The organism is Microlunatus elymi (genome assembly GCF_007362775.1).
GTDB classification, from domain to species: domain Bacteria; phylum Actinomycetota; class Actinomycetes; order Propionibacteriales; family Propionibacteriaceae; genus Microlunatus; species Microlunatus elymi.
Map to the genome: position 1 here is coordinate 988,535 of NZ_CP041692.1, position 22,703 is coordinate 1,011,237.

Genomic DNA, 22,703 nt, shown 5'->3' on the forward strand with positions numbered 1-22,703 from the left:
GGCGGCTGTGTCATCGGCGTACTCGGTATCGCAGGTGGAGCACCCGGTTCCCTTGGATGACGACATGCGGATCCTCAAGCAGGCACACGGCGTCGATGGAGCCGAAGTAGCGCTTGCCGGAGCCGAACACGACGGGTACGACGTCCATGGCCACTTCGTCGACGAGGCCGAGTGCGAGGGCTTGGCCGCCGAGGTCGCCGGCTGCGATCGTGACGGTGCGCCCGGCGGCCAGTTCCTGGGCCCGGGTGACGCCTTGGGTGACGTCGTCGATGAAGTGGTAGGACGCTTCGGGATGCCAGCCGGCGGGCTTGGGCCGGTGAGAGACCACGACCACGTGGTCACCTACCGGCGGTGTGCCGTCCCATCCGTTCATGATGTCGAACAGGTGGCGCCCGATGACCATCGCGCCGACCTCGCTCCACTGTGTTCTGACGTAGTCGGCCGAGGCTTTCGACACTTTGAACGAACCGCCCTCGGTCAGTGGAACGTCGCCGTTGAAATACCAGTCGAACAACGGCCCGATGTCGTCGTTGTCGTCGGCGATGTATCCGTCGACCGAGACCACGTTGGCCATCACGATGCTTCCCACGAGTGTGCCTCCTTCGGTGTCGGGTCTGCTGCGCTCGTGCGGTTCAGGGCTTGCTGCCGATGACGGCGCCGTTCGCGCCCGGGGCTTCGAACCGGATGGTGTGGATGTCGCGGAAGCCGGCGTCGTGGAGCCAGCCGGTGTACTCCGCGCTCGTGTAGTTGCGGCCCTCGGTCTCGATCAGCATGTTCATGCTCATCAGCGCGGCGGCCGGAGGCCCGGTCTTGTCGTCATCGACGAGGAGTTCGGCGATGATCACCTTGCCTCCGCTCCGCAGCCCTTCCCAGCACTTGCGCAGAATGTCGCGATCGTGCTGCTCGTTCCAGTCGTGCATGATCATGGACAGCAGTACGACGTCATGGCCGGACGGCAATGCTGGATCGCTGAAGAAGTCGCCGACGACGGTCTCGATGCGCTGTGACAGGCCGGCCCGACTGATTTTGCTGGTAGCGATTTCGGTGATGGGTGACAGCTCGTAGACCGTGGCGGTGAGGTCCGGATACCGCTTGCAGAGTTCGATGTCGAACGCTGCTGAGCCTCCCCCGAGGTCGAGCAGCTTGTGGGAGCCGCTGAGGTCGACCACGTCTGCGAGCACACGCGCGGTGAACGTCGACAACGAGTGCATCGCTTCCCAGAAGCCTGCCAGCAGCTGGGGGTCTTCACCGTCGAACAGCGACCCCTGTCGCTCCGGGTCCCAGGTGGTGGGGCGGTTGGTGCGGACCGCCTCGACCAGCCTTCCCCACCCCTCGTACAGCCGCTGGTCGAGCATCTGAACGAAGCCACCGAAGTAGTACGGCGTACCCCGGACCAGGTATTCCTCCGCCAAGGCGCTGTTGACGTATCGGCCGTGGTTGCCCTCCAACAAGCCGAGCGCGGCGCAGCCGGTGAGGAGCAGCTCTGCGGGCCGCTGGTCGATCTCGAGATCTTCGGCAACGTCCGCTGGCGTCACCCCGGAACTCCCGGACAGTCGCGAGAACAGATCGAGTTCGTGGGCGACGGCGAGCGTCTTGGATGCCCAGAAGCCTGTCGCCACCTGCATCAGCGGCACCGGCGACAGCACCTTCTCAGGGTCTTCCAGCATTGCATTCTTCCTCTCAGTCTTGTCCTACCTCGGTCCGGTAGCACCGCGGCCGAGTCGAGGGGTGAGCGGCGTCAGGCCGTGCGGTACCCCTGACCGGCGGGGACTCGGACGGCCCGTGATGCCGGCCGTCCTGGATGGACACGTTCACCCTCTCCGGGCGCGCGTTCAGATCCCATCCCCCGGTGGGCAGGCATCTTTGGCCCGGACCCCTACATATGGAGGGTGGGGAAGCGCGCCCGAAGCGGGCACACTAGCGAGAATGACCTTGAGAACCGTCGAGTTCGGGTTGGACGCTGTCCAGGACGCAGCGCTGAGCGCGGGCAGCGGTGAGGAGCTCTTCGAGCAGGTTTCCAGTCGGCTGCGCCGGATCATCCCGTTCGACGGTGCGACCTGGTTCGCGACCGTCCCGTCGACCGTTCTGGCCACCCTTCCCGTTCGTGTGGAGAACATCGAGGATGGTCATTGCGACACATTCTGGGAGCGCGAACACCAGGTGGAGGACGTGCTGCTGTTCCGTGACCTCGCGCGTACCCGGTCGGGTGTCGGCACCCTTCACCAGGAGACGGCGGGGGCACCTGAACGCAGTGCCCGCGCCCGCGAGTTCCTCCATCCGCAGGGGTACGGCGACGAGTTGCGCGGCGTCTTCCGTACGGGATCGAGCACCTGGGGTGTGGTCGGGCTGCTCCGCGAGCAGAAAAGGCCACGATTCACACAACGAGACACTCGAGTCCTGAGCAACCTTGGTTCTGCGATCGCCGACGGACTGCGCCGGCTCGCCGCCCGTCGGGCCGATGCCGCAGTAGAGGACGGTGCGCTGGGGACGCTGCTCTACGACACCGACGGCCGCATGCTCTCCCGCGATGCGGCAGCGTCCCACTGGCTCGGCGAACTGGTCGGCCATGAGTGGGGTGGCACCACGACAGAGAGTGGGGTGGCACCACGACAGAGTTGAGCAATGCCACGCCCGAGTTGAGCAATGCCACGCCCGAGTTGAGCAAAGCCAGACCAGAACTGAGCATGATCTTCGCCGCGGTGACTCGGGCACCGATGGTCGCCGCCCGCCGGGAAGGCACCCCGGCGATCTCCCGCATCCGAGCCCGCTCGGGGCGATGGATCATCGTGCAAGCCTCCTCGCTCCAGGGGCTGGACGGATCGACGGGCCCCATCGCGGTGACGATCGGCCCGGCCATGTCATCCCAGATCGCTCCGATCATCATCGAGGCCTACGGCCTGACTCCCCGCGAACAAGACATCACCAAGGCGGTCGCGCGCGGCCTATCCAACGCGGAGATCGCCGCAGCCCGACACCTCTCGCCCCTGACCGTCCGAGACCACCTCAAAGCCATCTTCGCAAAGGTCGGCGTCAGCACCCGCGGCGAACTCGTCGCCAAACTCTTCGCCGACCACTATCGCCCGACCATCCACGCCCCCGGCGCGGCCACACACGCCTTCTTCTGACCGCGGAACGTCAGCATTCGACTCGTACCCAACGATTCCACGTCGTTCGCACCGTGCACCAGCGGATGGATCCGACCCGACACCTGTAAGCCAGGAAGACAACCTATCGACCCGGCCGTGTCTCACGGCATCCTCGAGGGACATGCAGTCAGCTCAGGCTTGTGCGCATCGTGGCAGAATGCGTGATCTTGAAGCCGGCCCGTTCGTAGAGCTGCCGCCCGGCCTCCGTCGCCATCAATTCGGCCCGGCCGACGCCCGTCTGACGCGCCCACTGCATGACCGCATCGAAAACCGCCCTGCCGTAACCTCGCCCGCGACACCTCGGTTCGGTGCACACGTTGCTGATCAACACGTCACCACCCGACGGGACGCCAGGCGAGGGTGCGGCGTCCCGAAGTGCCCCGACCGCGCACGCGACGACTCTGCCATCATGTTCGACCACGAAGATTCCGTAGGCGGGGTCATCGATTCGCGCTCGGAACCACGCGTGAGCGTTCGCCCGCCAGTCCTCGCAGCCATCGTCGACGCCCATCGCCTTGAACATCTCGGCACGCAGCGTCACCAGAGCAGCGACGTCAGAGCCCACGGCGCGCCGGGGGACCTGCACGCAGCCGTGATCGTCCTTGCTGATCGATGTACCCGACACGGACCAGACTCTAGACAGGGCGACGGCGCGAGGCATCCGGAGGCTGACAGCACCCTGCGACCGCAGTTCAGGTGCGACACCTCTGTCCCTCGGTAGGTCGAGACGTCATCCGCGGCGCAGAGCGCCAACCGAAACTGGGCAACCCCGCCGGGCTGGGCTGGGAGACTGATCTCATGACAAGGACTCGGAAGGTCGATGGCATCGAATGCCTGCCGATCTACCTGGTGTCTGCGAAGCCGCCCCGGGTGATCAGCGAGGACGACTTCATCGACAGCATCCCGCTTCCCGAGTTGATCGGTCGCCTTGAGCCTGGAGATCACCTTTACCTGGTCGACTACGCCAGCAACCCGGGACGGACCCGGCTCACGCAGCGGGACTGTAATTTTAACGGTGTAACTCCTGAGACGAAGGAGACACCTGTGACTGACGTGACGAGTAGGGATGTGGCTGCTGCTGACGGGCAGGAGCTGTCGGCCAGCGATCAGCAGCTGGTGCGCGAGCTGACCGATCGGGCCCGGGCCAACGGGTTGCAGCTGACCGGTCAGGGCGGCTTGCTGGGCCGGCTGACGAAGATGATCGTCGAGGGCGCCCTGGAGGGTGAGATGGATGATCACCTGGGGTATGCCAAGCATGATCCGGTCGGCCGGGACGGCGGTAACTCCCGCAACGGCTACCGGGCCAAGACGCTGTTGACCGAAGCCGGGCCGGTTGATGTTTCGGTGCCGCGGGACCGGGACGGCAGTTTCGAGCCGACGATCGTGGCGAAGCGGCAGCGGCGACTGTCTGGGGTGGAGGACCTAGTGATCTCGCTGTCGGCGAAGGGACTCACGACCGGGGAGATTTCGGCGCACCTCGCCGAGGTGTATGGGGCGGAGGTGTCGAAACAGACGATCTCGACGATCACCGACCGGGTGATGGAGGGGCTGGCCGCCTGGCAGTCTCGTCCGTTGGACCCGGTGTATGCGGTGCTGTTCATCGACGCGATCCAGGTCAAGATCCGGGAGGGTGAGGTCTGCAACCGGCCGATCTACCTGGCCCTGGGTGTCACCGCCGACGGTGAGCGTGACGTGCTCGGCCTGTGGGCCGGTGAGCACGGCGACGGGGAAGGTGCCAAGTACTGGCTGCGAGTGCTGACCGAGATCAAGAATCGTGGCACCAACGATGTGTGCATGCTGGTCTGCGACGGGCTGACCGGACTCCCTGACGCGGTGTCGGCGGTGTGGGACAAGACGATCGTGCAGACCTGCATCGTGCATCTGCTGCGGAACTCGTTCAAATACGCCTCGAAGAAGGACTGGGGGTCGGTCGCCAAGGACCTGAAACCGGTGTATACCGCCGCCTCCGAGGCCGAAGCGCTGGACCGGTTCGCCGACTTCAGCTCCAAGTGGGAGAAGCGTTACCCGGCGATCATCCGGCTGTGGACCAACGCTTGGGCAGAGTTCGTCCCATTCCTGCAGTTCGACCGCGAAATCCGCACCGTGATCTGCACGACGAATGCGATCGAGTCGATCAACGCCCGACTCCGGCGAGCGGTCAATGCCCGCGGTCATTTCCCCACCGAGCAGGCAGCGCTGAAGTGCCTGTACCTGGCGATCATGAGTCTCGATCCGACCGGCCGAGGACGCAAACGCTGGACCAACCGATGGAAGGCAGCACTCAACGCCTTCGACATCACCTTCGACGGACGCCTATCCGCCGGACGCAACTAACAAGATCAAAAATCAGTTACACCGAAAACTTGACAGACCCCACGCAGCTGGTTTGATCCAGGTCCACCAGCGACGGTGACTTCACCGCGTCTCTTCACGTCCTGCAGTGGACCGATCGCCGGGCGGCCAGTTGAGTGCCGCGGATCTGTTGCGTTCCCGCTGGAGCGTGCTGAACCGCTCGCCGCGGACCGGCTCGTCCGGCGTCGATCCCTGGGATCAAGGCGTCAGATCGCGAAAATCGCGGTCCGCAGGTGATTTTGACCATCTGGCGCCTCATATTCAGGTTCCCGGACCGCCAGGGCGTGCCTTATCCGGGCATGTTCACGTGGTTCGAATACTTCGTGTTACCGATTTCGGATGCCCGGAGTACGGGCGACGTACGGGAGTTCCTCGGTTCCAGCTTGCCGTTCGTGGCCGCACGCTCGGCAGAACAGCGCAACATCGCTGGCCGAGCTGCGGCGCTTCGGACTAACATCCGCTGTCTGAGCATCATCAGCCAACGGCGGCGACAGAATCGGGTGGATCATGACGGTGATTCGGGCGGCGATCAGTCAGACGACGTGGACCGGCGACAAGGATTCGATGCTGGACAAGCACGAGCAGTTCGCCCGGGACGCGGCCGCCCAGGGTGCTCAGGTGATTTGCTTCCAGGAGCTCTTCTACGGTCCGTACTTCGGCATCGTCCAGGATCAGAAGTACTACCGTTTCGCCGAGCCGGCCGACGGGCCGATCGTGCAGCGGTTCGCGGCGTTGGCCCAGGAACTCGGGCTGGTGATGGTGTTGCCGATCTACGAGCAGGAACAGGTCGGCGTCTACTACAACTCCGCGGTGCTGGTCGATGCCGACGGCACGGTGCTCGGCAAGTACCGCAAGCACCACCTGCCGCAGGTGGAGAAGTTCTGGGAGAAGTTCTACTTCCGCCCCGGCAACCTCGGCTATCCCGTGTTCGACACCGCCGTCGGCAGGGTCGGCATGTACATCTGCTACGACCGGCACTTCCCGGAGGGGTGGCGTGAGCTCGGCCTGAACGGCGCAGACATGGTGTTCAACCCGAACGCGACCAAGCCCGGTCTGTCCAACCGGCTCTGGGAGATCGAGCAGCCGGCGGCGGCGGTGGCCAACGGCTACTTCGTGCTGGCGCCCAACCGGGTCGGCCGTGAGGACAACGAATTCGGCGACGACGCCGTGGACTTCTACGGCAGCAGCCAGATTGTCGATCCGCGCGGCAATTACGTCGGCGAGCTGGGCTCGGGCAGCAAGGAGGAGTTGCTGGTCCGAGATCTTGATCTTGATCTGGTACGGGAGATGCGCGAGGACTGGCAGTTCTACCGGGACCGCCGCCCGGACAGCTACACCAAGATCAGCAAACCCTGACAGCCGGACGGCCGGGAGCCCTTCCCGGCAGATGATGATTTGCGGAGGCGATCGAAGTGACCACGACGTTGATCACCGGCGGCACCGTTGTCAATGCCACCGGAACCAACCGAGCCGACGTGCTGATCGACGGCGAACGGATCGTCGCCGTGCTCGCGCCCGGGTCGACCCTGCTCGGGCATGATCTTGCCGCCGGCGTCGATCGGCAGCTCGACGCGACCGGCAAGTACGTGATCCCGGGCGGCATCGATGCGCACACCCACATGGAGATGCCGTTCGGCGGCACCACCGCTTCGGACACTTTCGAGACCGGCACCCGGGCCGCCGCCTGGGGCGGCACGACCATGATCATCGACTTCGCCATCCAGAAATACGGCGAACGGGTCGAGGACGGGTTGGCCGAGTGGCATCGCAAGGCCGATGGCAACTGCGCGATCGACTACGGCTTCCATCAGATCATCGGTGGCGTCGACAACGACAGCCTGAAGGCCATGGATTCCTTGCTGGACGAGGGAATCACCAGCTACAAGCTGTTCATGGCCTATCCGGGCGTCTTCTACTCCGACGACGCGCAGATCCTGCGGGCGATGCAGAAGGCCGCCGACCTCGGGCTGATGACGATGATGCACGCCGAGAACGGGCCGGCCATCGACGTGCTGGCCGAACAGCTTGTCGAGCAGGGCAAGACCACTCCGTACTATCACGGCATCGCCCGAGCCTGGCAGCTGGAGGAAGAGGCGACCCATCGGGCGATCATGCTCGCCGATGTCGCCCGGGCACCGCTCTACGTCGTACACGTCTCGGCCAAGCAGGCGGTAGCTCAGCTGACCGCTGCTCGTGATCTCGGCAAGAACGTGTTCGGCGAGACCTGCCCGCAGTATCTCTATCTCTCCTTGGAAGAACAGCTCGGTGCTCCCGGCTTCGACGGTGCGAAATGGGTCTGCAGCACCCCGTTGCGGTCGCGGGCCGAGGGGCACCAGGACTCCTTGTGGCAGGCGCTGCGGAGCAACGACCTGCAGATGGTCTCCACCGATCACTGCCCGTTCTGCATGAAGGAGCAGAAGGAACTGGGCAAGGACGACTTCCGCAAGATCCCGAACGGGATCGGCTCGATCGAGCACCGATTGGATCTGCTCTATCAAGGCGTCGTGACCGCCCGGATCACCTTGCCCCGTTGGGTGGAACTCACTTCGACCACGCCGGCCAGGATGTTCGGCGTCTACGGCCGCAAGGGTGTGATCGCCCCCGACGCCGATGCCGACATCGTGATCTACGACCCGCAGGGCCACACCTCGATCGGGCTCGGCAAGACTCACCACATGAATCTTGATCACTCGGCCTGGGAGGGCTTCGAGATCGACGGTCACGTGGACGTGGTGCTGTCCCGCGGTGAGGTGATCGTCGACGAGTCCGGATACGTCGGCAGCAAGGGACACGGCCGTTACGTCAAGCGCGGCCTGAGCCAGTATCTGCTCTGACCGTTGGACGCTGCCCTGACAGGGGGAACGATGGACTTCGGGATCGTCTTGCAGACCAACCCGCCGGCTGCCCGTACGGTGGCGTTGGCCAGGTTGGCCGAGGAGTACGGCTTCAGTCACGTCTGGACCTTCGACAGTCACCTGTTGTGGGAGGAGCCGTACGTGATCCACAGCAGGATCCTGGCCGAGACCCGCAAGGTGATCGTCGGGCCGATGGTGACCAATCCGGCCACCCGCGAGCCCACCGTCACGGCATCGGTTTTCGCAACCCTGAATGAGATGTACGGCAATCGCACCACTTGCGGCATCGGCCGTGGCGACTCCGCGGTTCGGGTGACGAACGGCAAGCCGACCACCTTGGCCGAGCTGCGGGATGCGATCATGATCATCCGCGGCCTGGCGAGTGGCGAGGAGATCGATCTTCGCGGCAGCAAGCTCCGCCTCCCGTGGGCCACCGGCAGTCGTTTGGAGGTCTGGGTCGCCGCGTACGGGCCCAAGGCGCTGCAGTTGGCCGGCGCGGTCGGCGACGGCTACATCCTGCAACTCGCCGATCCGGACATCGCCCGCTGGATGATCAAACTGGTCCGGCAGGGGGCTGCCGATGCCGGCCGCGACCCGGACAAGATCAAATTCTGCGTCGCGGCCCCCTTCTACCTGGGTGATGATCTTGATCATCAGCGGGACCAGGTGCGCTGGTTCGGCGGCATGGTCGGCAATCACGTGGCGGACCTGGTCGAGCGTTACGGCACCGACGCCGGCCTGCCGCATGCCCTGATCGACTACATCACGGGCCGGCAGGGCTACGACTACAACGAGCACGGCCGAGCCGGCAACACCCACGCCGACTTCGTACCGGACGAGATCATCGACCGCTTCTGTGTCCTCGGCAGCGCGGCCGACCACATCGGCAAGTTGCAGCAGCTGAAGGAGATCGGCGTCGACCAGTTCGCCGGCTACCTGCAGCACGACGCCAAGGAGCAGACCCTGCGCGGCTACGGCGAGACCGTCATCCCTGCGCTCCGCGAGCAGATCGCCGCCAAGTCCTGATTGAAGGTCGGTGAATCACTGATGCTTGTAGGCGAGCATCCCTGATGTCATGCTTGTGGCATGCGGACGACGGTGAGGCTTGACGAGGACGTTGTCGCGGCAGCGGAACAGCTTAGGCGACAGCGACATATCGGGTTCGGCGAGGCGGTGAACGAACTTGCCCGGGCCGGCATGCACGCTGGGTCGGCTCATCATCGCCCTAGGTTCCGGCAGAGAACTAGCCAACTCGGACTGCGCGTCGACGTGTCCAATGTCGCAGACGCGTTGGAGGCTTTGGACGGTCTGGAGCATCGTTCGTGATTGTCGACGCCAACATCCTGTTGTACGCCGTCGACACCAGTTCGAGATTCCACTCCCGGGCCCGCGATTGGCTTGAGGAAGCTTTCAATGGGGTTGAGCGAGTCGGCCTTCCGTGGGTGTCGCTGACCGCGTTTCTGCGCATCGCGACCCATCCACGAGCGTCGGAAAACCCGTTGTCGGTGGAGGATGCATGGCAGTACGTGGATGACTGGCTCGCTGCCGAGATGACCTGGATTCCTATGCCCACTGAAGCACATGCCGACGTCCTGAGGCGGCTGATCATCGAAGGAGATCTCCGCGGCAACTTGATCACCGATGCCCAGCTTGCTGCGTTGTGCATCCAATACGGCGTGCAGATCTGCTCTGCGGATTCGGACTTCGCGCGATTCGCCGAAGTCGATTGGATCAATCCGTTCGCCGTGTAGTGCGGCGGCCTTTGACGGCGTGAGACTGGCTCAGGCGAACCTGAGAATCCTGGCAGCGCGTGTCGTTGACCGGCCGAACGCCCGCGCCGTACGTTCCGAACATGACGGATGCCAAGGGCGGGATCCTCGCGACGCTGGACAATCGTGAGATCGGCAGCTTCTACATCTATCTCGCCGTACTGGCGACGATCGGTGGCTTCCTGTTCGGCTTCGACTCGTCCAACATCGGATCCGCGTTGGTCTTCCTGCCCTTCGATCTCGGTGCGGTCGGCACCGGGATCACCGTCGCGGGCGCGTCGCTGGGGTCGTTCGTCGGCGCGCTCGTCGCCGGACCGCTGACCGACCGGTTCGGCCGGAAGTCCTTGCTGCTGGTCGATTCCGGGTTGTTCGCGCTCGGGTCGCTGGTCTCGGCGGTGGCGCCGAACGCAACCACGCTGGTGATCGGCCGGCTCATCATCGGCCTGTCGATCGGCGCGGATTCGGCCATCGCGACGGCCTACATCGCCGAGTTCGCCCCGAAGAGCCGGCGCGGCTCACTGTCGATCATCCAGCAGTGGATGATCACGATCGGCATTCTCGCGGCGTACGTGGTGGCGGTGGTGATCTTGCTGATCGCCCCGCACGCCGCGTCCACCGTCGACTGGCGGATCCTGCTGGGGGTGGGATTCATCCCCGCGATCATCTCGCTGCTGATGCGGGCCAGGATGCCGGAGTCGCCGCGTTGGCTGCTGGAGAAGGGCAGGGAGGCCGACGTCGTCAAGGCGATGGACAAGCTCGGAGTGGTCGTCACCGCAGAGCAGGTGCACGCCGAGGCGCTGTCGCTGCAGGCCGAACGGGCGCAGGTGGAGGCGAGGACGAACTGGACGCCGGCCGTCAAGCGTGCGCTGATCGTGGTCTGCGTCTTCTTCATCTTCCAGCAGATCACCGGCATCAACGTCGCGTTCTACTACGGTCCGCATCTGCTCACGCCGTACTTCACCGGCCCGCACACCACCGCGGTCCACGCCGAGGTCGCCGGTGTGATGGCGGCCGGCATCCTGGCCGTGGTGAACGTCGCGGCGACCTACTTCGCGTTCCGGTTCATCGACAAGATCGGCCGCCGTCGGCTGGCGATCGGCGCCTATCTGTTGATGATCATCTTCCTACTGATCGGCGCTGTCGGATCGGCCTTCTTGCACGGTGTCGCGCAACTGCTGGTGATCATGGTCGGCTTCGCGCTTTTCATTGCCTGCTTCGCGATCGGCATCGGTGGCACCGGTTGGCTGCTGCAGGGCGAGGTCTTCCCGACCGCCGTACGAGGCCGGGCGGCATCGATCGGCGCCGCGGTGGACTGGCTGGCCAACTACGCGCTGGTGATCGTCTTCCCGATCTTGCAGGTCGGGATCGGCCTGGCTTGGATCATGGTGATCTTCGCCGTGCTGTGCGCGCTCGGTGCCATGTTCGTCTACCGTTTCCTGCCCGAGACCAAGGGCAAACCTGCCGAGGAAGTGATCAAGCTCTTCGAGGGGCCGGTGAATCGAGCCAACCCGTCGGAGCCGTCCGGACCGGTCGCACGCGCAGTTTGATCTTGAACCGAGCCTGGTGATCAACGGTAGTTGGTGAACTGAACGGCGAAGTCGTAGTCCTGTTCCTTGATCAAGTTCTGTACCTCTTGCAGGGCATCACGGCTCTTGCTGGACACCCGCAACTCCTCGCCCTGCACCTGCGCCTTGACGCCCTTGGGGCCCTCGTCGCGGATCAACTTGGACACCTTCTTGGCGTCCTCGGTGCTGATCCCCTCCTTGATCGAGGCGGTGATCTTGACCAGCTTGCCGGAGGTCCGCGGATCACCCGCATCCAGTGCCTTCAGGCTGACCCCGCGCCGGATCAGCTTGGTCTGGAAGACGTCCAACGCTGCCTTGACCCGTTCCTCGGAGTTGGCCTCCAGCTCGACCAGCTCGCCGGACCAGCGGATCGCCGCGTCGGTGTTCTTGAAGTCGAACCGTTGCCGCAGCTCCTTGGCGGCCTGGTTGAGCGCGTTGTCCACCTCCTGTCGATCGACCTTGCTGACGATGTCGAACGAACTTTCCGAGGCCATGGCTCCTCCTTCGTCGAGGTCGGTTCCGATCGATGGCCGTCGATCAGCAACCGGTGGACTTGCTGGTTAGCGTAGGGCGTTCGCGTCGGAATGGCTGCTACAGGTCGATTGCCCGGTTGAGCCAGACGTCGCCGATCACCATGCCCACCTTCTGATACAGCGTCAACGCGCCGGTCCGGCTGTCGGTGGCGAGCGAGGACCGGCTGGCACCGTGCCCGCGGCCGCGTGCGAACGCGTCGACCAGCAGCGCCTGCGCCAGGCCCCGGTGTCGTTGATCATGACGCACTGCCAGCCGATCCACGTACGCCTCGTCGGCCGGGTCGCCGGCCATGATCACGTACGCGACGCCGACGACGTGCTCGTCGGGATCGACGGCAACCCGGAGGTTCCACGACTCGAAGCCCGGACGGCGTACGGACTTGGCCAGAAAATCCTGGTACGGCTCACGATCGCGCACCGACCACTCCAGGAACGCATCCTCCAGGACCTTGTGCACCTGCGGGTATTCGTCCGGGTGCGCCTCGCGAACGGAGTAACCGGCGGGCGGACGACGATCCGGGATCGTCGTGCCGGCCGGCAGCGCCAACACCCAGCTGGTCCAGCGCACCCGGTAGCCGAGCGAGGTCAGCAGCCGATCGCCGGGCGAACCCTGCGGGACGGGTGTGCCGACCACCGACGAGCCGAGCTCGCGAGCGCGGCGCTGCAGCCAGCCGGCCAGTGCCGTGCCGATGCCGCGCCGGCGATGGTCGGGATGCACGGCGGCATCACAGCGGTCCGGGGCGGTGAGCTCGGCATAGCCGATCAGGTCGGCAGCATCGAAGACGCCGATGGTGCTCGCGCCGATGTCGTAGCTGGGGCGCTGCCAGTCGGCGACGATGTCGGCCGGCTCGATCTCTATCTTGCCGAGGTCGTGCTGCTCCTGGGCCGCGGCCAACTCGTACACCGCTCGGGCGTCGGCCATGGTCAGCGGGCGAGTGGTCAGCGACGTTGCCGAGCGGAAGTCGATCATGAGGCGATTCCAGCAGGTCGAGGTACGCATCGCATGCCGATTTTGCACATCTCGACGACGTTCTTCGGGCTGCCGACCTCAGCCGCGTTGCCGGTATCCGCGGATCGCCTTGACGATGTCCAGTACCCCGATCAGGACGACGATCAACAGGACGAAGTGGACGCCGACTCCTGGATCGAGGTCAGGGGAGGATTGCCGGAAAGCCACCACATAGCGGGGATCGAGGACCTGTTGGGTGGTGAACATGACCACGACGAAGCCGACGGCTACGGCGTTGTAGACCACGTTGATCATCATCACCGGGAAGGTCCAGCGGCGCGCGCGGAAGCTGATCACGGACACCGCGACGTCAGCGACCAGGAACACGATCAGCACCGGAAGCCAGAAGGACCAGAGCGCTGGATCGAGGACGGGAATCGGGTCACCGTCGGGTGTCTGGAAGCTGGAGAGGAACTGCTGCGCGAGCAACCAGGCCAAGATCACCAAGGAAACCACGGCCGAGATGATCGTGCCGGACAACCGGATCGGCCGACCGGCCGGCAGTTTGGGAAGCTGCGACGGGCGCCAGGCCTGCCCCGGTTCGGTCGAATTCGTCGCACCGGTGGACGTTGTGCGGGACCGGGCGCGCTCGGCGAGGGCGAACGCGACGACGGTCCAGAAGGCCAGCTGCACCGCTACCTGCAAGGTGAAGACGACACCCTCACCGATGCCGGCGCCGAGGGACTTGTCCTCGATCGCCAGGTTGACCGTGATAGCCACGATCAAGGTGACGGGGACGACGATCGCCAGCAGGGTGGTCACGGTGCGGCGGAAGTCGTAGAAGAGATCCGGTCCGATCAGTTGCCGGGCGCCACCGCGGTAGCGACTGGCGAGCACGGCGGGGTCGCCGAGTTCAACCAACACATCGCCGACCACGGATTCGGTGACGGAATCGGCCGAACCGGCTCGGCCGCTCGAGATAGGCATTGCCATCGGGTCCCCGGACAGTGCTGCCAACCGGTCCTCGGACATGTCTGCGATGGTGGCGCGCAGTTCGGCGCCGACGTCGTCGCGCTGGCCGGCAGGCAGCCGGTGGGTGACGGCCCAGACGTAGCGCTCGGTCAGGTCCGAAGTCGTCTCGGTCACTGGTGTTCCCCCTGCATCACTGTTTCCCTGCCTCACGATTTGTCCTGCTTCACGATTTGTCCTGCATCACGGCCCGGATGTTGGAGTTCAACTGCTCCCACTCCTGGGCCAGTTGACCGAGCAGCCGTTCGCCTTCCGGGCTGACGGTGTAGAACTTGCGCGGACGCGACTCGTCGGTGTTCCAGTTGCTGGTCAGCAATCCCTGCTTTTCCAGCCGCCGCAGCAACGGGTACAGGGTGTTGGCCTCGACCGGGAAACCCGCCGCCTCCAACGTGCTGAGCAGCGAGTAACCGTAGTGCTCCTGGCGCAGCACCGCCAGGCAGGCGACCACCACCGATCCGCGGCGGATCTCCTGCAGGTGCGCGGCCAGCACACTCTCCTCGTCCACAACCGGCACAATACTGTGCGTCACACACTATTGCAACACGGCACGACCGAGACGCGCCCGATCGGCATGGGAAACGTGAAGATAACGATTACGCAGGACGTCGCTATATAGTCCGGGGAGCGACAAGCTGCACCGATCTTGTCGCCGACCCCTGATCGAGGACGGGTGAGTCGATGCCGACGATCAAGGACGTGGCCGAACGGGCCGGCGTCTCGGTCGCCACGGTGTCGCGCGCCCTGAACGGTGTGCCCAGTGTCGATCCGGTGCTGGCCAAGCGGGTGCACGCCGCGGCCCGGGCGCTGGGGTATCGGGCGAACGGGGTCGCCCGCAGCCTGCGCCGACGGCAGACCGACGTCTGGGCCTTGATCATCTCCGACGTCGCCAACCCGTTCTTCACCGCGATCGCCCGCGGCGTCGAGGACGTCGCCCAGCAGGCCGGCTACTCGGTGTTGTTGTGCAACGCCGACGAGGACGCCGCCAAGGAGGCGCGCTATCTCGAGGTGGCCGAGCGCAGTTTGGTATCCGGTGTGCTGTTGTCGCCGACGATCACCGGCAGCGACATAGGTCGGTTGCAGGCCAGCGGAGTCCCGGTGGTGACCGTCGACCGCAACCTCAGTGAACCGGTGGACAGTGTGCTGGCCGACTCCGCTACCGGCGCGTTCAGGGCTACGGAACACCTACTGGAGCAGGGATGGCGGCGGCCGGCGTGCATCACCGGACCTCGGCAGGCGGCCACCGCGGAAGACCGGATGCGGGGTTTCCTGGACGCGTTGGCTCGGCATCGGATCAGGCGGGGGCGCAGCCTGGTCCGGCATACCAACTACCGCGCCGACGGCGGTCGGGAGGCGACGGCGGAGCTACTGGACGCGGCAGATCCGCCGGACGCGTTGTTCGTGGCGAATTCGGAGCTGGCGCTGGGCGCACTGGAGGAGTTGACCGCACGCGGCCTTCGGCTCGGCCGCGACATCGGCATGGTCGCCTTCGACGACGCGCCGTGGGCGGCGTTCATCGAGGCGCCGCTCAGCGTCGTGGCCCAACCCGCGTACGAGATCGGGGTGGAAGCCGCGCGGCTGCTCCTTGATCGGATCACGGCAGCCCGCAAGCGACCCAGTGATCACCCCGGCGCGCCGGCCCCGCCGCGAACCGTGCTGCTGGGGACTCGGCTGATCGTCCGGGAGAGCTCGCGCCGGCACCGGTGATCAGTCGTGGAGGTGCGCCGGCGCCGATGTCTTGACGGCATCTGACAGCACACCTAGAGTGCGAACGAAGCGGGTAATCGTTTCCTCAATGGTCCCTAGTGGTCATCGACGCAATCAGCGGGGATGACCACCTGCGATGAAGCAAGGTGAGACACATGAGTACGACCGGTGCCGGCGAAGTCAGTCGCCGTACGATCTTGAAGGCGGGCGCTGCGGCGCTCGCGGTGCCCGCGGCCGGCGCACTGGCGGGCTGCAACGACTCCGGCGGGCAGCAGTCCGGGGAGAAGGACGCGGCCGGCCCGCTGACTTTGATCTATCTCGGCGACGCCACCCAGCAGAAGGCCTTCAATCAGCTCTTCGATGCATTCCACAAGTCGCATCCCAAGATCGAGATCAAGGCGACCGGAATCGCCGCGGGCGACTGGGCCACCTTCGCCCAGACCGTGTCCACACAGATCGCCGGCGGCAAGATCCCCGACATCGTCGACGTGGCGACCGAGGGTCAGCGGCTGATGGCCTCGAAGGGCCTGCTCGAACCGCTCGATGATCGGATCGCTGCGGACAAGGACGTCACCGACCCGTTCTTCAACGGCATCGCGCCCAACCTGAAGGACTGGAGCAAGAAGTACGGCTCTCCGGACGGCAAGACCTACTACATCCCCGGCGGCTACAACACGGTGGTGACCTACTGCAACACCGACGTCTTCGAGAAGGCCGGAGTTGATCTTCCGGACAAGGACTGGACCTGGGACGAGTTCAAGGAGGCCGGGCTCAAGATCAAATCCAAGACCGGCGCGTTCCTGTTGCCGTTGGGCTACGGCTTCCCGTTCGTCGACATCATGCCCTGGCTGCTGACCAACGGAGCCAGCACGTTGGACGCGGATTGGAAGACGGCGACATTTGCCTCTGCTGCGGCGATCGAGTCGGCGACCTATGTCAAGGACCTGCTCGACGCCGGGCTGTCGCCGAAACCTGGCGGGACCTTCGACGCCGCTGCCCAGTTCGCCAAGGGCAAACTGGCCACGTTGGGTGGCGGCCGTTGGCCGACCCTGGACATGCGCCGACTGAACATGGTCGACAAGACCCAGATCGTCAACTGGCCGACGAAGGCGCAGAACGGCTCGCCCGCAGGCTGGGACGGCTGGCCGATCTTGAAGGCGTCCAAGCGGAAGAACAACGCCTGGACCTTCCTGAAGTGGATGATGTCGAAGGAAGCGGGCGAGTTCTACGCCAGCATCGGCGGCACCAACGTGCCCGCCCTGACCGAGGTCGCCAAGAGCGACGTGTTCACCAAGGACGCGCCGAAGGGAACCACGTTGCTGGTGGACGCGATCAACTACGCGACGCCGATTCCCAGCCCCGATCAGGGTGCGCAGATGCAGGCCGCGGTGACCAAGGGCTGGCAGGCTGCGCTGACCGGGACCCAGCCGGTACAAACCGCGCTTGAGACTGCGAACAAGTCGATCCAAGCCCTGCTGTGACAGCGACCGTCGCTCCGGTACGACCGTCCCGCGACATCGATGGGACCCCGCGCGCCGGCGGCCGCAGCCAGTGGTTGGCCGGGTCGATCTTCGTCGGCCCGGCGCTGCTGCTGTTCGTGATCTTCGTGCTGGGCCCGTTCATCGCCGCCATCGTGCTCAGCCTGTTCAGCTGGGACATGCTCACCCCGGCAACGTTCAGCGGGCTGAAGAACTTCAAGGCCATGCTGTCTGATGACCTGCTCTACAAGGCGCTCGGCAATACCTTCGTCTTCGCGCTGGCCTCGGTGGTGACCCATCTGATCGGCGGGCTGTTGCTGGCGCTCGGGGTGGACGCGCTGCGGAGTCGGGCGGCCTCGTACTTCGTCCGGACGTCGTTGTTCTTCCCGTTCGTGATCTCCTGGGCGGCGGTGGCGTTGTTGTGGAAGTACGTGCTGGATCCGACCTTCGGGATGGGCACCTACTATCTGACCAAGATCGGATTCAACCCGCCGGACTGGTTCACCGACCCGTCCTGGGCGCTGCCCGCGATCATCGGCATTGACTGGTGGCACACCATCGGCTTCACCTTCGTGATCATGCTGGCCGGGTTGCAGACGGTGCCCGGTCAACTGATCGAGGCGGCCCGGGTGGACGGCTGCGGATGGTGGCAACGGCTCTGGCACGTGATCATCCCGATGATGTCACCGACGATCTTCTTCGCCGCAGTGATCACCTTCATCGGCGCGTTCCAGATCTTCGATCCGGTGCAGATCATCACGCCGAACGGCGGCCCGGAAAATTCCACGCTGACGATCGTGATGTACCTCTACCAGAAGGGATTCCAGGCCTTCCAGGTCGGCTACGCCTCGTCGGTGGCGATCTTGGTCTTTGTGATCATGGCGATCGTCACCGCACTCCAGTTCTGGTTCGCCCGACGGTGGGTGCATCAGTCGTGACCGGACGGCAACTCGGCCGGATCGCGCTCACCCTGGTGCTGGTGGTGCTCGGGTTGATCATGCTGGCACCGCTGATCTGGCTGATCAGCGAGAGCCTGACCAAGGAGTCGGACGCGTTCGATCTGCCGCCGAACTGGATCCCGCATCCCTTCACCTGGGCGAACTTCCGAGGGATCACTGACCTGATCCCGTTCTGGCGGATGGCGTTGAACAGCCTGATCGTGGCCGTCATCTCGACCGCAGGTTCGATCCTGGTCAGCCTGTTGGCCGCCTACGGCTTCTCCCGGTTGCGCTTTGCCGGCAGGGAAAGGATCTTCTCGTTGCTGCTGGTGGCGTTGATGGTCCCGGTGCAGATGACGATCATCCCGATCTTCATCCTGATGCGGAATCTCGGCCTCGTTGATCATCTGGCGGCGCTGTGGCTGCCGGCGTTGATCAACGTCTTCTCGATCTTCTTCTTCCGGCAGTACTTCAACACGATCCCGCGGGATCTGGACGAGGCGGCAACGCTGGACGGCGCAGGGCACGGCTGGATCCTGTTCCGGATGCTGGTGCCTCTGTCCGGACCGGCGATCGCGGCCATGACCATCCTCAGCTTCGAGGCAGCCTGGAACAACTACTTCGGGCCGTTGATCTTCCTCAGTGACCCGCAGAAGATGACGCTGCCGATCGGCTTGGTCACCCTGCAGGCCGGGCAGGGCGGGTCGTCGGTGGTCGTGTTCGCCGCGATCACCGCGGTGGTCGTGCCGGTGCTGGTGGTCTTCCTGGTCTTCCAGCGAGCGTTCGTCGCCAGCGTCGCCTCGGCCGGACTGCGGGGATGATCATGATCGAGACGCCGCCAGGAATCGCTGCAGACTTCGGTGATCGTGCCGGCGACTCGGTCCGGGCCGATCAGGCCGTCGTGCTGCGACGGGCGATCCGCGGTCTGTGGACCCAACTGCCGACGCTGTCGGTGGCCGGTGCCGTCGTGACCGGTGCAGCCGTGGTGTCGATCGTGATCAGTCAACTGTCGATCATCGGACTGGTCCTGGTGCCGCTGCTGGTCGGGCCGTCCGCCGCCGCGGTCTGCGCCGTGGCCGACGACGTCCTGGCCCGCGACGACACCTCGCTGCGATCATGGTGGGCGGCGCTGGGTCGATTCGCCGGCTTCGGTACCCGGACCCTGATCATCGCCGCGGCTCCGGCAACGCTTCTGGTGTTGGCGTTGTTGGCTCTTCAGCAATCCGGAAGCTCGATCGCGTACCTGCCGGTGATCGTCTCGGCGATCGTCACGGTGGTCGTCGGGGCGACCATGATCGCCGTGTTGCCGCTCGGCGTGTCACGTCCGGGGCTACGCGGTCGGCTGTTGTGGCTGACGGCCGCTCATCTGGTCGCCCGTTGGCCGGTCCGGTTCCTGGCGCCGATCTGCCTGCTGGGGCTGGGGATCTGGGCCTGTGTCGCGTTCACCGGCACACTGTTGATCTTGGTGCCGGCACCGGTCGCACTGCTGGCTACGGCAGCCTGCTGGACGTCGGTGCTCGAACTGGGCGCCGCCGGTCCTCCGCGCCACCAGGAGGTGGCGTGCCATCAGGATGACGACGCTACGAGCAAAGGTGGGGCGACGACGTGACCGGACCCGATGATCTTGCTGCGGACCTCGAAACGACGCCGCCCGAATGGCCGCGGGTGCGAACCTTCCGCGGCGACGAACTACTCCGGGTGGCGATGCCGGTGGGCGGCATCGGCACCGGCTGCATCAGCCTCGGCGGACGCGGGCAGCTGATGGACTGGGAGCTGCTCAACCGGCCGGCGAAGGGACACGATCCGCAGTCGTTCTTCGCTGTCAGGGTTGAGGATCCGGCGCCGGCCGAGGGTTCTGCGGCAGTGCACACGCGACTGCTCGAAGGTGCGCTGTTGCCGGGGGAACGGCAGGGAGCCCACGGCAGCGCCGTCCCGTTGGCCGGCATGCCGCGTTTCCGGGACGCGGAGTTCGACGCGGCCTATCCGCTCGGCCAGGTCACGCTGACCGATCCGGCGGTTCCGGTGCAAGCCGTGCTGCAGGTGTTCAATCCGTTGGTGCCGGGCGACGCCGAGGCCAGTGGACTGCCGCTGCTGGCCTATCGGGTCAGCCTGCGTAACCTCACCGACCGGCCGCTGCAGGTCAGTGTCTGCGGCAATCTGCAGCACGTGATCGGCGCGCATGCTGGGCCGGACGGCGGCTACCGGATCCCACCGGGCAACGTGTTCGTGCCGGTGACCGGGGCCGGGTACGACGGTCTGGTGGGACACAGCACCCAGCTGGACGAGACGGACGAGGCCTGGGGCACGCTGGCGATCGCGCTGGCGGGGCAGTCGGCAACCAGCCGTCGTACGAACTGGGCCGGCCTGTCCTGGGGCGACTCGCTGCTGGACTTCTGGGACGACTTCTCGGCAGACGGCCAGGTGGATGATCCGATCGGCAAGGGTGCCAGGACGCCGACCGCCAGCCTGGTCGCCAGCGGAACCCTGCAGCCCGACTCGGTCTGGCGGGCCCGGTATCTGATCGGCTGGCACCTGCCGAACCGTCGCGGTTGGCTGGACGATCCGGCCGACCGGGCGGAACCGGGCCGCGCCGATGTGATCGTCGGGAACCAGTATGCCGGCCGGTTCCGCGACGCTGCCGACGTGATCAGTCGGGCGGTCACCGATCTTGATCAACTCGAGTCGGCCACCGTTGCCGCTGTACGAGCGGTGGTGGACAGTGATCTGCCTCGGCCGGTGGCCGACGCGGTGCTGTCCAACGTCGCCGTACTGAAGTCGCCGACCTGCTTCCGGATCGCCGAGGGCACCTTCCTGGGTTGGGAAGGCTGCAATCTGCGGACCGGCAGTTGTCACGGCAGCTGCACCCATGTCTGGAACTACCAGTACGCGGTGGAGCAGCTGTTCGGCGATCTTGGTTGGAGCATGCGCGAGGTCGAATTCGTCCACTCGTTGGACGATCGCGGACTGATGAGCTTCCGGGCCGGGCTGCCGTTGGCCGAGGGCACGGGTTGGCGGATCGCTGCGGCGGACGGCCAGATGGGTGCGCTGGTTCGGCTGCACCGGACGTGGCGGCTGACCGGCGACACCGATCGGCTGCGAGAGCTGTGGCCCAATGCTCGGCGGGCGCTCGAATTCGCCTGGATCGACAAGGGCTGGGATGCGGATCGGGACGGCCTGATGGAGGGCTGTCAGCACAACACCATGGATGTCGAGTACTACGGGCCCAGTGGGGTGAACCAGTCCTGGTATCTGGCGGCATTGGCGACCTGCAGCGAGCTGGCCGACGCGGTCGGCGATCATGATTTCGCGTCGCGGTGTCGCGACCTGGCCGAGCGCGGCGCGAGGTTGACCGACGACGTGCTGTTCGCCAGTGGGTATTACGCGCAGGACATCCGACCACCGATGACGGCCGATAACATCGCCGAAGGGCTGCGGATCCGTTACCAGGGAGAGAATCCCGCGGTCGGCTCCGATGATCTTGTCGATCCCGATCTGCAGATCGGCAGCGGCTGCACGACCGATCAGCTGGTCGGACACACGGCGGCCGCGATGAGCGGAGTGGTGACGGGGCTCTCGCCGGCCAACGTGTCTGAGGCTTTGGCCAGCATCGTGCGGCACAACCATCGCGACGGCTTCACCGACCAGGTCAACCATTTGCGGACGTACGCGACAGCAGACGAGCGAGGCATGATCAACTGCTCGTTTCCTCGCGGTGACCGCCCGGAGCGCCCGTTCCCGTACTGCTACGAGGTGTGGACCGGGCAGGAGTACAGCCTCGCGGTCGGCCTGGCCGTCGAGGGCGAGCTGGACGCCGCGGCGGCGGTGGTCGCCGACGCACGGGATCGGCACGACGGTCGTTCGCGGAACCCGTTCAACGAGACCGAGTGCGGCAATCATTACGTCCGGTCGATGGCCTCCTTCGGCCTGCTGCACGCCTGGTCCGGCGCGGTCGTCGACGCGACGTCGGACCGACTCACGGTCGCCGCCCGCCCGGGAAAGTGGCCGATCATCGTCGGCGAACGGGTAGGTCAGGTGGTCGTCGAGGGCGAGCCGCAGGCTACGTCCGTACGCTATGAGCCGATCCTCGGCCCCGCCTTCGGCACCGTCGAGATCCGCCCCTGAGCCGGTGGCCGACCACCCGGTTTCCATCTCTCGCCCCGACTTGCTATCGTTCCCTCGCCGTCCAGAAATGGCACGGCGCGGCAGGTTGCCCGAGCGGCCAAAGGGAGCGGTCTGTAAAACCGTCGGCTTCGCCTACGAAGGTTCGAATCCTTCACCTGCCACCACGTATGAAATCGGCGTCTGACTAGGGCAGACGCTGATTTTCATTTCGCCCGGATTGTCCGGCTGTGTCCGGCCAGATCCGGCTACAGACGGACGTTTTC

At 65.4% G+C, this 22,703-nt stretch carries 21 protein-coding genes and 1 tRNA gene; 15 read left to right on the forward strand and 7 right to left on the reverse strand.

Annotated elements, in window-relative coordinates:
• Positions 1–10: 10 nt before the first annotated feature.
• Together FOE78_RS04345 and FOE78_RS04350 are read right to left on the reverse strand one after the other, a co-directional pair.
• A complete protein-coding gene (locus tag FOE78_RS04345) occupies positions 11–574 on the reverse strand; it encodes a dihydrofolate reductase family protein (protein WP_228266044.1) in 564 nt (187 codons plus the stop codon).
• A 58-nt stretch (positions 575–632) separates the two neighbouring features.
• Positions 633–1,667: a methyltransferase gene (locus tag FOE78_RS04350; protein ID WP_210414801.1), complete on the reverse strand. Its 1,035-nt coding sequence runs from the start codon at positions 1,665–1,667 to the stop codon at positions 633–635.
• Between the two features lie 259 nt (positions 1,668–1,926).
• Here FOE78_RS04350 and FOE78_RS04355 point away from each other — a divergent pair, with 259 nt between their 5' ends.
• Both FOE78_RS04355 and FOE78_RS04360 read left to right on the forward strand, forming a co-directional pair.
• Positions 1,927–2,619, forward strand: coding sequence for a hypothetical protein (locus FOE78_RS04355; protein ID WP_143985225.1), 693 nt, complete (start codon positions 1,927–1,929; stop codon positions 2,617–2,619).
• 65 nt (positions 2,620–2,684) lie between these two features.
• Positions 2,685–3,125, forward strand: a complete 441-nt coding sequence (locus FOE78_RS04360; RefSeq protein ID WP_143985226.1) for a helix-turn-helix transcriptional regulator — start codon at positions 2,685–2,687, stop codon at positions 3,123–3,125.
• Positions 3,126–3,273: 148 nt separating this feature from the next.
• Here FOE78_RS04360 and FOE78_RS04365 read toward each other — a convergent pair whose 3' ends face one another.
• On the reverse strand, positions 3,274–3,771 hold the full coding sequence (locus tag FOE78_RS04365; RefSeq protein WP_210414802.1) for a GNAT family N-acetyltransferase: 498 nt from the start codon (positions 3,769–3,771) through the stop codon (positions 3,274–3,276).
• A 173-nt stretch (positions 3,772–3,944) separates the two neighbouring features.
• Here FOE78_RS04365 and FOE78_RS04370 point away from each other — a divergent pair, with 173 nt between their 5' ends.
• The 6 genes from FOE78_RS04370 to FOE78_RS04400 all read left to right on the forward strand — a co-directional run bounded on the left by FOE78_RS04370 (position 3,945) and on the right by FOE78_RS04400 (position 11,669).
• Positions 3,945–5,480, forward strand: coding sequence for an IS256 family transposase (locus tag FOE78_RS04370; RefSeq protein ID WP_228266045.1), 1,536 nt, complete (start codon positions 3,945–3,947; stop codon positions 5,478–5,480).
• A 525-nt stretch (positions 5,481–6,005) separates the two neighbouring features.
• Positions 6,006–6,854 carry a nitrilase-related carbon-nitrogen hydrolase gene (locus tag FOE78_RS04375; protein ID WP_143985228.1) on the forward strand — a complete coding sequence of 283 codons (849 nt, stop codon included), beginning with the start codon at positions 6,006–6,008 and terminating at the stop codon, positions 6,852–6,854.
• A 56-nt stretch (positions 6,855–6,910) separates the two neighbouring features.
• Positions 6,911–8,332, forward strand: a complete 1,422-nt coding sequence (gene hydA / locus FOE78_RS04380; RefSeq protein WP_143985229.1) for a dihydropyrimidinase — start codon at positions 6,911–6,913, stop codon at positions 8,330–8,332.
• A gap of 30 nt (positions 8,333–8,362) precedes the next feature.
• Positions 8,363–9,379: a TIGR03842 family LLM class F420-dependent oxidoreductase gene (locus FOE78_RS04385; protein ID WP_143985230.1), complete on the forward strand. Its 1,017-nt coding sequence runs from the start codon at positions 8,363–8,365 to the stop codon at positions 9,377–9,379.
• Between the two features lie 296 nt (positions 9,380–9,675).
• Positions 9,676–10,104: a type II toxin-antitoxin system VapC family toxin gene (locus FOE78_RS04395; protein WP_143985232.1), complete on the forward strand. Its 429-nt coding sequence runs from the start codon at positions 9,676–9,678 to the stop codon at positions 10,102–10,104.
• 101 nt (positions 10,105–10,205) lie between these two features.
• The gene (locus tag FOE78_RS04400; protein WP_143985233.1) at positions 10,206–11,669 is read left to right on the forward strand and encodes a sugar porter family MFS transporter; all 1,464 of its coding nucleotides are present in this window, start codon (positions 10,206–10,208) and stop codon (positions 11,667–11,669) included.
• 20 nt (positions 11,670–11,689) lie between these two features.
• Here FOE78_RS04400 and FOE78_RS04405 read toward each other — a convergent pair whose 3' ends face one another.
• The 4 genes from FOE78_RS04405 to FOE78_RS04420 all read right to left on the reverse strand — a co-directional run bounded on the left by FOE78_RS04405 (position 11,690) and on the right by FOE78_RS04420 (position 14,727).
• Positions 11,690–12,181 carry a YajQ family cyclic di-GMP-binding protein gene (locus FOE78_RS04405; protein ID WP_143985234.1) on the reverse strand — a complete coding sequence of 164 codons (492 nt, stop codon included), beginning with the start codon at positions 12,179–12,181 and terminating at the stop codon, positions 11,690–11,692.
• A 97-nt stretch (positions 12,182–12,278) separates the two neighbouring features.
• Positions 12,279–13,190 carry a GNAT family N-acetyltransferase gene (locus FOE78_RS04410; RefSeq protein ID WP_143985235.1) on the reverse strand — a complete coding sequence of 304 codons (912 nt, stop codon included), beginning with the start codon at positions 13,188–13,190 and terminating at the stop codon, positions 12,279–12,281.
• A 78-nt stretch (positions 13,191–13,268) separates the two neighbouring features.
• Complete coding sequence (locus FOE78_RS04415; RefSeq protein ID WP_143985236.1) at positions 13,269–14,315, reverse strand: hypothetical protein; 1,047 nt, start codon at positions 14,313–14,315, stop codon at positions 13,269–13,271.
• Between the two features lie 49 nt (positions 14,316–14,364).
• Positions 14,365–14,727 carry a PadR family transcriptional regulator gene (locus FOE78_RS04420; RefSeq protein ID WP_210414803.1) on the reverse strand — a complete coding sequence of 121 codons (363 nt, stop codon included), beginning with the start codon at positions 14,725–14,727 and terminating at the stop codon, positions 14,365–14,367.
• A gap of 149 nt (positions 14,728–14,876) precedes the next feature.
• On the opposite strand from FOE78_RS04420, the gene FOE78_RS04425 reads away from it, so the two are divergent.
• From FOE78_RS04425 to FOE78_RS04455, 7 genes are all read left to right on the forward strand, one after another.
• Positions 14,877–15,902, forward strand: a complete 1,026-nt coding sequence (locus tag FOE78_RS04425) for a LacI family DNA-binding transcriptional regulator (protein WP_143985237.1) — start codon at positions 14,877–14,879, stop codon at positions 15,900–15,902.
• A gap of 155 nt (positions 15,903–16,057) precedes the next feature.
• Positions 16,058–17,383, forward strand: coding sequence for an ABC transporter substrate-binding protein (locus FOE78_RS04430; protein ID WP_143985238.1), 1,326 nt, complete (start codon positions 16,058–16,060; stop codon positions 17,381–17,383).
• Entirely contained in the window at positions 17,380–18,318 is a 939-nt protein-coding gene (locus FOE78_RS04435; protein WP_143985239.1) for a carbohydrate ABC transporter permease, read from the forward strand. Before FOE78_RS04430 ends, FOE78_RS04435 begins: the two co-directional genes overlap by 4 nt.
• On the forward strand, positions 18,315–19,139 hold the full coding sequence (locus FOE78_RS04440) for a carbohydrate ABC transporter permease (protein ID WP_228266046.1): 825 nt from the start codon (positions 18,315–18,317) through the stop codon (positions 19,137–19,139). The genes FOE78_RS04435 and FOE78_RS04440 overlap by 4 nt, the downstream gene beginning before the upstream one ends.
• Positions 19,136–19,927, forward strand: a complete 792-nt coding sequence (locus FOE78_RS04445; RefSeq protein WP_143985240.1) for a hypothetical protein — start codon at positions 19,136–19,138, stop codon at positions 19,925–19,927. The genes FOE78_RS04440 and FOE78_RS04445 overlap by 4 nt, the downstream gene beginning before the upstream one ends.
• On the forward strand, positions 19,924–22,440 hold the full coding sequence (locus FOE78_RS04450) for a GH116 family glycosyl-hydrolase (protein WP_210414804.1): 2,517 nt from the start codon (positions 19,924–19,926) through the stop codon (positions 22,438–22,440). Before FOE78_RS04445 ends, FOE78_RS04450 begins: the two co-directional genes overlap by 4 nt.
• A gap of 79 nt (positions 22,441–22,519) precedes the next feature.
• A tRNA-Tyr gene (locus FOE78_RS04455) sits at positions 22,520–22,604 on the forward strand.
• The last annotated feature ends 99 nt before the right edge of the window (positions 22,605–22,703 follow it).